The organism is Streptomyces sp. NRRL S-118 (assembly GCF_000716335.1).
In the GTDB taxonomy this organism is placed as follows: domain Bacteria; phylum Actinomycetota; class Actinomycetes; order Streptomycetales; family Streptomycetaceae; genus Streptomyces.
The window spans coordinates 26,149-35,714 of record NZ_KL591033.1; the positions used below are offsets into that span (position 1 = coordinate 26,149).

The following is a 9,566-nucleotide window of genomic DNA, read 5'->3' on the forward strand; positions in this document are numbered from 1 at the left end:
CCGCTCCCCCGGCGCCGGGGAGCGCCCTACCGCTCGCGCTGCGCCAGGCGCAGCAGGTGGTCGGCGAGCGCCTGGCCGCCGGCCGGGTCGCGGGAGATGAGCAACAGCGTGTCGTCACCCGCGATGGTGCCCAGGACGGCGTGCAGTTCCGCCTGGTCGATGGCGGAGGCGAGGAACTGCGCCGCGCCCGGCGGGGTGCGCAGCACCACCAGGTTGGCGGACGCCTCGGCGGAGATCAGCAGTTCGGCGGAGAGGCGCCGCATGCGCTCCTCCTTGGCCGACTCGCCGAGCGGTGCCTGCGGCGTGCGGAAGCCGCCCTCGCTGGGCACCGCGTAGATCAGTTCGCCGCCCGTGTTGCGGATCTTCACCGCGCCGAGTTCGTCGAGGTCGCGGGAGAGCGTCGCCTGGGTGACGCTCAGCCCGTCGTCCGCGAGGAGCTTGGCCAGCTGGCTCTGGGAGCGGACCGGCTGCCGGTTGAGGATGTCCACGATCCGGCGGTGGCGTGCGGTGCGGGTCTGCGGAACGGACGGCCCGCCGTGGTCGTTGTCCTGGGCCTCGCTCATCGTCGTCTCATTCTCCGGATCGTCCTTCCCCGTTGACTGCGTCCAGGACGCCGGGCAGGGCCCTGAGGAAGGCGTCCACCTCGTCGTCACCGATGATCAGCGGCGGCGTGAGCCGTACGACGTCGGGGGCGGGCGCGTTCACCAGGAGGCCGGCGTCCTGAGCCGCCTGCTGCGCCTGGGGCGCGAGGGGCTCGGTGAGCACGATACCCAGCAGGAGGCCGGCGCCACGGACGTGGGAGACCAGCGGGTGGCCCAGGGCCTCGATCCCGTCGCGCAGTTTCTCCCCGAGCCGCTTGACCTGGTCGAGGGCGGAACCGGCGGCCAGGGTGTCGAGCACGGCCAGTCCGGCGGCGCACGCCACGGGGTTGCCGCCGAAGGTGGTGCCGTGGTGCCCGGGGCCGAACAACTCGGCCGCCGGGCCGAAGGCGACGGTCGCGCCGAGGGGCAGGCCGCCGCCCAGGCCCTTGGCGAGGGTGACGAGATCGGGCTCCACGCCGTGCGCCTGGTGCTCGAACCAGTGGCCGCAGCGGCCGATGCCGGTCTGCACCTCGTCGAGGACGAGGAGGGTCCCGGTGGCCCGGGTGATCTCGCGGGCCGCCTTGAGGTAGCCGGCGGGCGGGACGACGACGCCGTTCTCGCCCTGGACGGGCTCGATGATGACGAACGCCGTCCGGTCGGTGACGGCCGACCGCAGCGCCTCGGCGTCCCCGTACGGCACATGGGTGACGTCGCCGGGTAGCGGCAGGAACGGCTCCTGCTTGCCGGGCTGGCCGGTGAGCGCGAGCGAGCCCATGGTGCGGCCGTGGAAGCCGCCGGTGGTGGCGACCATGTGGGTCCGGCCGGTCAGCCGGCCGATCTTGAAGGCCGCTTCGTTGGCCTCGGCGCCGGAGTTGCAGAAGAAGACCTTGCCGGGACGGCCGAAGAGCTGGAGCAGCCGCTCGGCGAGGGCGACGGGCGGCTCGGCGACGAAGAGGTTCGAGACGTGGCCGAGCGAGGCGATCTGTGCCGAGACGGCCTCGACGACCGCGGGGTGGGCGTGGCCGAGTGCGTTGACGGCGATGCCGCCGACGAAGTCCAGGTACTCGGTGCCGTCGGCGTCCCAGACCTTGGCACCCGCGCCGCGCACGAGGGGGAGCCTGGGCGTGCCGTAGTTGTTCATCAGGGCGCCCTGCCAGCGCCCGGTCAGCTGCTCGTTCCCGCTCACGGCTCCCCCTGTCCGTCCGGCACGACCATCGTGCCGATGCCCTCGTCGGTGAAGATCTCCAGCAGGATGGAGTGCTGCACGCGGCCGTCGATGACACGCGCGGTCGTCACGCCGTTCCGTACGGCGTGCAGGCAGCCCTCCATCTTGGGGACCATGCCGCTGGAGAGCTCGGGCAGCAGTTTCTCCAGCTCGGTGGCGGTGAGGCGGCTGATGACCTCGTCGCTGTGGGGCCAGTCCTCGTAGAGGCCCTCGACGTCGGTGAGGACCATCAGGGTCTCGGCACCCAGCGCCGCAGCGAGTGCCGCAGCCGCCGTATCAGCATTGACGTTGTAGACATGTCCGTCGTCCTGGGAACGGGCGATCGACGAGACGACCGGGATGCGGCCGTCGGCGAGCAGGGCCTCGATGGCGCCGGCGTCGATCGCGGTGATCTCGCCGACCCGTCCGATGTCGACGAGCTCGCCGTCGATGCGCGGCTGGTGCTTGGTGGCGGTGATGGTGTGCGCGTCCTCGCCGGTGAGGCCGACGGCGAGCGGGCCGTGCCGGTTGAGCAGCCCGACCAGCTCGCGCTGGACCTGCCCGGCGAGGACCATGCGGACGACGTCCATCGCGTCTTCGGTGGTGACCCGCAGGCCCGCCTTGAACTCGCTGACGATGCCGTGGCGGTCCAGGGCCGCGCTGATCTGGGGGCCGCCGCCGTGCACGACGACCGGCCGGAGGCCGGCGTGGTGCAGGAAGACGACGTCCTGGGCGAACGCGGCCTTGAGCTCCTCGTCCACCATGGCGTTGCCGCCGAACTTGATGACGACGGTCTTGCCGCGGTGGCGGGTCAGCCAGGGCAGGGCCTCGATGAGGATCTGGGCCTTGGGCAGGGCGGTGTGCTTCCGCGTCGTGCTCATGAGCTGTACGCGCTGTTCTCGTGGACGTAGTCGGCGGTGAGGTCGTTGGTCCAGATCACCGCGGACTCCGAGCCCGCCGCCAGGTCGGCGGTCACCGTCACCTCGCGGTACCGCATGTCGACGAGGTCGCGGTCCTCGCCGACCGAGCCGTTCCTGCAGACCCAGACGCCGTTGATGGCGACGTTGAGCCGGTCGGGCTCGAAGGCGGCCCTGGTGGTGCCGATGGCCGACAGGACGCGGCCCCAGTTGGGGTCCTCGCCGTGGATCGCGCACTTGAGGAGGGTGTTGCGGGCGATGGAGCGGCCCACCTCGACGGCGTCCTCCTCGGTCGCCGCGTTGACGACCTCGACGCGGATGTCCTTGGACGCACCCTCCGCGTCGCCGATGAGCTGGCGTCCGAGGTCGTCGCAGACCGTGCGGACGGCATCGGCGAAATCGGCGTACGCCGGGGTGGTGCCGGAGGCGCCGGAGGCGAGCAGCAGGACGGTGTCGTTGGTGGACATGCAGCCGTCGGAGTCGACCCGGTCGAAGGTGACGCGGGTGGCGTCGCGCAGCGCCTTGTCGAGCGTCGGGGCGTCGACGTCGGCGTCGGTGGTGAGGACGACGAGCATGGTGGCCAGGCCGGGGGCGAGCATGCCCGCGCCCTTGGCCATGCCGCCGACGGTCCAGCCGTCCTTCGTGACGACGGACGTCTTGTGGACGGTGTCGGTGGTCTTGATGGCGATGGCGGCCTTCTCGCCGCCGTGCTCGCTGAGGGCCGCGGCGGCCTTCTCGACACCCGGCAGGAGCTTGTCCATGGGCAGCAGGACGCCGATGAGGCCGGTGGACGCGACGGCGACCTCGCCCGCGCCGATGCCGAGGACGTCGGCGGCCTTCTCGGCGGTGGCGTGGGTGTCCTGGAAGCCCTTCGGGCCGGTGCAGGCGTTCGCGCCGCCGGAGTTGAGCACGACGGCGGTCAGCTCACCGCTCTTGAGGACCTGCTCGGACCACAGGACCGGTGCGGCCTTGACGCGGTTGGAGGTGAAGACGCCGGCGGCGGCGCGGCGGGGACCGGTGTTGACCACGAGGGCCAGGTCCGGGTTGCCGTTCTCCTTGATCCCGGCGGCGATGCCCGCCGCCGTGAATCCTTTCGCTGCCGTGACGCTCACTGCGTTTCTCCGTTCGCTCCGCCGCGGTAGCGGCTGATGTCGCTGTCGCCCGCGCAGCACGGGGGTGCGGGGCTCGTCGTGGTCCGCCGCCCGGCGGCCGGCCGTGCGTCGCTCACGGTGCCACTCCGATCGTGGAAAGTCCGGTTCCCTCGGCGAGCCCGAGGGCGATGTTCATGCTCTGCACCGCGCCGCCGGCGGTGCCCTTCGTGAGGTTGTCGATGGCGCTGATGGCGATCACGCGCCCGGCCGCCGCGTCGTACGCCACCTGGACCTGGACGGCGTTGGAGCCGTACACGGAGGCGGTGGCGGGCCACTGCCCCTCCGGGAGCAGGTGGACGAACGGCTCGTCGGCGTAGGCCTTCTCGTACGCGGCGCGCACGTCCTCGGCCGTGGTGCCGGGCCTCGCCCGGGCGCTGCACGTGGCGAGGATGCCGCGGGCCATCGGGGCGAGGGTCGGGGTGAAGGAGACCGTCACCGGCTCACCGGCGACCGCCCCGAGGTTCTGCATCATCTCGGGGGTGTGGCGGTGGCCGCCACCGACGCCGTACGGGGACATGGAGCCCATGACCTCGGAACCGAGCAGGTGCGGCTTGAGCGCCTTGCCGGCACCGGAGGTGCCGGTGGCCGCGACGATCACGGCCTCCGGCTCGACGAGACCGCTGCCGTACGCCGGGAACAGGGCCAGGGACACGGCCGTGGGGTAACAGCCGGGCACCGCGATGCGCTTGGACCCCTCCAGCGCGGCGCGGGCGCCCGGCAGCTCGGGAAGGCCGTAGGGCCAGGTGCCGGCGTGCGGGGAGCCGTAGAACGTCTCCCAGTCGCCGGCGTCCTTCAGCCGGAAGTCGGCGCCCATGTCGACGACGAGGACGTCGTCGCCGAGCTGCTCGGCGACGGCGGCGGACTGGCCGTGCGGCAGGGCCAGGAAGACGACGTCGTGGCCGGCGAGCACCTCGGCGGCGGTCGGCTCCAGGACCCGGTCGGCGAGCGGCAGCAGATGCGGCTGCAGTCCGCCGAACCGCTGCCCGGCGTTGGAGTTGCCGGTCAGGGCGCCGATCTCGACGTGGGGGTGGGCGAGGAGCAGCCGGAGAAGCTCTCCGCCCGCGTATCCGCTCGCACCCGCCACCGCTGCTCGTACTGCCATCGGAATCCTCCTCATCGATGGCATGACTATACGCAGCTATGCAGCTTTATGCAAAGGGCTGGTCGTGCCCTGCACGCCTGCTCGAGGCCGCGGTCTACAGGCCCAGGGCCAGCACGATCGTGGCGACCGGCGGTACGCACGCGGCGCAGCCCGCCCAGCGTCCCGCCGTGGCCAGCCGGGGGCGCCCCAGGCACAGCCGGAAGGCCAGGACCAGCGGCGGGGTGGCCGTCCAGGACGCCCACCAGCAGACCGTGACGACCGCCACGGTCCGGGGGTGGACGTCCGCCGCCATCCCGGCCAGGCCCCCGTAGAGGAACGCCACCGGGACCAGGGCCAACGCCAGGGCGGTGGCCCACACCAGTCCCGCGTCGAGGGCGGAGGGCTCGGCGGCGCGGCCGGCGGCCGGAGCGGGGGTCGTCGTCGTGTGCATGGGTCCAGCCCATCGGCTCCGGCGCCGGCCCGCCTGGGTCGGCGTACTCAGGCTCCTCCGGTTCCCGTACTCATCCTGTACGGGAACCGGCGGAGCGGCGTCCGCACCGACCTCGCTCCGGGCTGCGGCTCCCGGACTCCGTCGCGTCACGGGGTCCAGGGACCGGCCGGGCGCACCAGCCCCGTCTCGAAGGCGTGGACCGCGGCCTGCGTCCGGTCCCGCAGGCCCAGCTTGACCAGGATGCGGCTCACATGGGTCTTGACCGTCTGCTCGGCGACCACGAGGCGCTCGGCGATCTCCGCGTTGGACAGGCCCTGCGCGATCAGGGCCAGGACCTCGGTCTCGCGTTCCGTGAGGTCGCCCGCACGGCCCTTGAGCGGGGCGCGGGCGGACCGGGTCACACGGGAGAACTCCGCGATGAGGCGCTTGGTGACGGCGGGCGCGAGCAGCGCCTCACCGCCCGCCACCACGCGGACCGCGTGGGCGAGCTCGGCGGCCGAAGCGTCCTTCAGCAGGAAGCCGGAGGCCCCGGCTCGCAGCGCCTCGTACACGTATTCGTCGAGGTCGAAGGTGGTCAGCACGAGCACCTTGGCGGCGGCGTCGGGCGAGGCGGTGAGGCGGCGCGTGGCCTCGATGCCGCCGAGGCCGGGCATGCGGATGTCCATCAGGACCACGTCGGGGGCGAGGTCGGCGACCTTGGCGAGGGCGTCGAGGCCGTCGACGGCCTGCCCGACGACCTCGATGCCGGGCTCGGCGTCGAGGAGCACCGTGAACCCCTGCCGGACCATCATCTGGTCGTCGGCGATCAGGACGCGGATGGGTGTCGTGGTCATGCGGTGTCCTCGGTCGGGGCGGTCGGGATGGTCGGGGCGCTCGGACCGGTCGGGTGGATGCGGGGCGCCCGGTCGGCCGTGCCGGGTGCGTCAGGGGCGCCGTGTGCGCCGGCCGGGAGGAGGGCGGTCACCTCGAAGCCGCCGTCCGGGGTCGGCCCCGACGCCAGGTCGCCGCCCAGCATGGCGGTGCGCTCCCGCATGCCGAGCAGGCCGTGTCCCGCGCCGGGCGAGGGCACGGCGGGGCGGCCCGGCGGTGTGTTGGTGACCCGGACGGTGAGCGCGGACCGCGCGTACCCCAGCTCCACCCGCGCGTGCGCGCCGGGCGCGTGCCGCATCACGTTGCTCAGCGACTCCTGCACGATGCGGTACGCCGACAGCTCGACGCCCGGCGCCAGCGGGCGCGGCCGGCCCGTGGTGCGGGCGGTGACGTCGAGGCCCGCGCCGCGCACGTTGGCGAGGAGCTCGTCGAGCTGGGCGAGGGAGGGCTGCGGGGCGTGGCGCACGGTCTGGGCCAGGGCGTCCTCCGAGCGCAGCACGCCGAGGACGTGGCGCAGTTCGGCGAGTGCCTCCACCGCGTTCTGGCGGATGCCGGCGAGGTTCTCCTTCAGCTCGTCGGACGGATCGGCGACCAGGTGCGGCGCGACCTGCGCCTGGATGGAGATGACCGACATGTGGTGGGCGACCACGTCGTGCAGCTCGCGGGCGATCCGGTTGCGCTCCTCCAGCAGGGTGCGCCGCGCCCGCTCCTCGGCGGTGAGCTCCTCCTGGGCCTGGAGTGCGGTGCGGGCCATCCGGCGGCCGCGCAGCGCGGCACCGAGGGCGACGGCGACGACGAGGGCCGCGAGCGTGGCCCGGCGGGCGTACGGGCTGGAGCCCGAGCCGTACGTGGCGCACACGAGGGCCACGACGACGCTGAGCGTCAGCACCTCGGCCGCCACCCGGAGGGGTACCCGCAGCGCCACCATGAACACCACCGCGACCTGTACGGCGAGCCCGACGGCCGTCCAGGGCTCCGGGTGCCGCGCGACACCGGGCGCCGGCCAGGGGGTCGTCGCCGGGTAGGTGTGGGTCCCGGCGAACCAGGCGACCGCGGCCATGGCGAGCGTGGAGGCCCACCATGCGGGCAGCGGCCGGAACAGCGCGGCGACGAGCGCGACCGCCTGGACGCCCGAGAGCAGGAAGCCCAGCTCCGTGCCCATCCCGTAACCGCCGGCGTACTCCCCGGCGTTGATGGCGAAGGCGAGCGCCGCGCACACCACCAGCAGCACGACGACGGCCGGGAGCCAGTCGCCCGCCGGACGGCTCCGGTCCGTTCCCGGCGACGTCCGTGCGTCGCCGGTCCACAGGTCCGCGGCCACCGTGCGGGGCAGCGCCCGCACTCCGCGCGCGACGCGCACCGCCAGCTTTGTCATGTCCCCCCGCTTCTTCACGGTCCCCACACTAGGCACGTCGCACCGCCCCGGACGGAGTGGGACGCCCCTCGTGCACCACGCGGCTCGCACCGCCGCGCGCCCTCTTCCGTTCGTTCGTGCGGAACGCCGACCAGCACACCAGCAGCGCCCCCGCGAACACCGGGAGCCAGGCGAGCCGGGCCACGACCCAGCCGGCGCCGTCCGGAGCGGTGTGCAGCCCCGGCAGGGGGCCGTCGGCCAGCAGTCCGGTCGTGGTGACCGCGATCATCGCGGTCTGGTGCCAGAGGAACACCGTCATGGCGGAGAGGTTGAGCAGCGCGACGCCCGCCCAGGCCACGGGCCGGCGCAGCGCCCGCCGCAGCGGTCCGAGCAGCAGCACGGCGCCGCCGCACTGAGCGAGTCCGAAGGTCACCGCGGCCAGTGTCGGCGGGCCCAGGTTCGAGATCCCGGCGCCGGGAACGCCGACCATGGAGGCCGGGTAGCCGGCGCACAGGACGAGACCGGCCGTGGCAGCGGTGCCCGAGGCGAGCAGCGCCCACCCGGTGGTGCGCCCGGGCAGGCCCCTCCTCGCCCAGGAGGCGCCCAGGCAGTACGGGACCAGCCAGCCGGCCGCCACGTTGATCCAGCCGGCCTCCTGCGGCCCGCCGAGTCCGAAGCGCACGAGGTCGGCGTGGAGCACGACGGCGAGCGGCCACAGCGGATGCAGCCGGGCGACCAGCGGGGTCGCCGCCGTCAGCACCGCGAGGACCACGAGGAACCACAGCGGGGACAGCACCAGCCGGAGCAGTGCCTGCACGGTCGGAAGACCCGCCCCCGCCGCGAGCATCAGCCCCGCCGCGACCGCCCACACCGCCGACACGGTGGCGACGGGCCCGAACAGCCGCGCCATGCGCACACCGAGCCACCGCCGGTACGTCTCACCGCGGGCGCGGGCGGCCGCGTGGCTCCTCGCACCCACGTGGCCGCCGACGAGGAAGAAGACCGCCAGGGTCTGGAACACCCAGGAGACCGGGGCGAGTCCGGGCAGGGACGACAGCGGGCTGACGACGCGTATCGCTCCGCTGTCGGTGACCAGGGCGGTCACCAGCCAGTGGCCGAGGACCACACCGAGGATGGCGACGGCGCGCAGGGCGTCGACGGCGCGGTCGCGGTCGGGCGGGGTGGCGGAGTCGATCCTCCGAGCGAGCTCACGCATGACGGCCGCCCTCCGTGGGGGTCGTGCCGGACACGATCCGGGCGAGGTTCTCCAGGGATGTGGAGCCGGGCTTCAGGTAGTCGCTGTGACCGCCCGCGCCCGCGTCGAACACGCGGGCGCCGAACCGTTCCGACACCGGGTCCGTCCCGAACCCCACGGTGGCGAAGGGCAGTCGGAGCCGGAGGTGCGGCACGCGGGCGATCCGGTCACCCGTGCTCCGGGCGGCCCAGACGGTGGCCCGGGTCCGCATTCCGCCGACGTGGCCGGCGCCGGTACCCGGGCTGCCGTACAGGACGATGTCGGCGACGCGCAGCCCCGGGGCGGCTCCCGCACAGACCACCGAGCCGTACGAGTGGCACAGCAGCGACAGCCGGGCGCCGGGCTTGATGCCGGTCAACCGGCGTACGAAGTCGCCCAGTCGGGGTGCGGCGTCCGCCGCCCGGCCGTCCGTCAGCGCCTCCGGGCTCAGCGTGCGGGGCGTCCGGTAGCCCAGCCAGGCGATGACGGCCGCCCGGTCGCCCAGCTCCTGCCGGAGCGCCACGGCACCGGCGCGGAAGCGCCCGTAGGTGTCGAGGCTGGTATCGGAACCCGGTACCAGGACGGCGATCCGTTCGGCACGGGACAGGTCCCCGACGACCTCGGCGGTACGGCCGCCGTCACGGCCGTCGAAGAGGAGGAAGCGGCGCGCCGGGTCCGCCATCACCCGCAGGGCGGCCGCCCGCCGCCGGTCGCCGTGGCGGG

General features: G+C 73.9%; 10 protein-coding genes. All 10 read right to left on the reverse strand.

Going from position 1 to position 9,566, the window contains the following annotated elements:
* Nucleotides 1–26: 26 nt before the first annotated feature.
* A complete protein-coding gene (locus tag IH00_RS0133960; RefSeq protein ID WP_031079967.1) occupies nt 27–563 on the reverse strand; it encodes an arginine repressor in 537 nt (178 codons plus the stop codon).
* 7 nt (nt 564–570) lie between these two features.
* A complete protein-coding gene (locus tag IH00_RS0133965) occupies nt 571–1,767 on the reverse strand; it encodes an acetylornithine transaminase (RefSeq protein ID WP_031079969.1) in 1,197 nt (398 codons plus the stop codon).
* Nucleotides 1,764–2,666 (reverse strand): acetylglutamate kinase, encoded by a 903-nt coding sequence (argB, locus tag IH00_RS0133970; protein WP_031079971.1) that lies wholly within the window; start codon nt 2,664–2,666, stop codon nt 1,764–1,766. The genes IH00_RS0133965 and argB overlap by 4 nt, the downstream gene beginning before the upstream one ends.
* Nucleotides 2,663–3,814, reverse strand: a complete 1,152-nt coding sequence (gene argJ, locus IH00_RS0133975) for a bifunctional glutamate N-acetyltransferase/amino-acid acetyltransferase ArgJ (protein WP_031079973.1) — start codon at nt 3,812–3,814, stop codon at nt 2,663–2,665. Before argJ ends, argB begins: the two co-directional genes overlap by 4 nt.
* 112 nt (nt 3,815–3,926) lie before the next feature.
* Nucleotides 3,927–4,955, reverse strand: coding sequence for an N-acetyl-gamma-glutamyl-phosphate reductase (gene argC / locus IH00_RS0133980; protein ID WP_031079976.1), 1,029 nt, complete (start codon nt 4,953–4,955; stop codon nt 3,927–3,929).
* A gap of 94 nt (nt 4,956–5,049) precedes the next feature.
* Entirely contained in the window at nt 5,050–5,385 is a 336-nt protein-coding gene (locus IH00_RS38195; protein ID WP_107064578.1) for a hypothetical protein, read from the reverse strand.
* A 146-nt stretch (nt 5,386–5,531) separates the two neighbouring features.
* On the reverse strand, nt 5,532–6,218 hold the full coding sequence (locus IH00_RS0133990; RefSeq protein WP_031079986.1) for a response regulator: 687 nt from the start codon (nt 6,216–6,218) through the stop codon (nt 5,532–5,534).
* Nucleotides 6,215–7,630 (reverse strand): sensor histidine kinase, encoded by a 1,416-nt coding sequence (locus IH00_RS0133995; protein ID WP_199819866.1) that lies wholly within the window; start codon nt 7,628–7,630, stop codon nt 6,215–6,217. The genes IH00_RS0133990 and IH00_RS0133995 overlap by 4 nt, the downstream gene beginning before the upstream one ends.
* A gap of 28 nt (nt 7,631–7,658) precedes the next feature.
* Nucleotides 7,659–8,825, reverse strand: coding sequence for an acyltransferase family protein (locus IH00_RS0134000; RefSeq protein WP_031079990.1), 1,167 nt, complete (start codon nt 8,823–8,825; stop codon nt 7,659–7,661).
* On the reverse strand, nt 8,818–9,566 hold a 749-nt coding region (locus IH00_RS38200; protein ID WP_234335073.1), incomplete at its 5' end, for an alpha/beta hydrolase. The genes IH00_RS0134000 and IH00_RS38200, both read right to left, overlap by 8 nt.

What these genes read in the sequence shown, in the direction of transcription:
- IH00_RS0133960 (WP_031079967.1), bottom strand. Translation starts at nt 563, where the DNA reads ATGAGCGAGGCCCAGGACAACGACCACGGCGGGCCGTCCGTTCCGCAG.
- argB (WP_031079971.1), bottom strand. Translation starts at nt 2,666, where the DNA reads ATGAGCACGACGCGGAAGCACACCGCCCTGCCCAAGGCCCAGATCCTC.
- argC (WP_031079976.1), bottom strand. Translation starts at nt 4,955, where the DNA reads ATGGCAGTACGAGCAGCGGTGGCGGGTGCGAGCGGATACGCGGGCGGA.
- IH00_RS38195 (WP_107064578.1), bottom strand. Translation starts at nt 5,385, where the DNA reads ATGCACACGACGACGACCCCCGCTCCGGCCGCCGGCCGCGCCGCCGAG.
- IH00_RS0133990 (WP_031079986.1), bottom strand. Translation starts at nt 6,218, where the DNA reads ATGACCACGACACCCATCCGCGTCCTGATCGCCGACGACCAGATGATG.
- IH00_RS0133995 (WP_199819866.1), bottom strand. Translation starts at nt 7,630, where the DNA reads ATGACAAAGCTGGCGGTGCGCGTCGCGCGCGGAGTGCGGGCGCTGCCC.
- IH00_RS0134000 (WP_031079990.1), bottom strand. Translation starts at nt 8,825, where the DNA reads ATGCGTGAGCTCGCTCGGAGGATCGACTCCGCCACCCCGCCCGACCGC.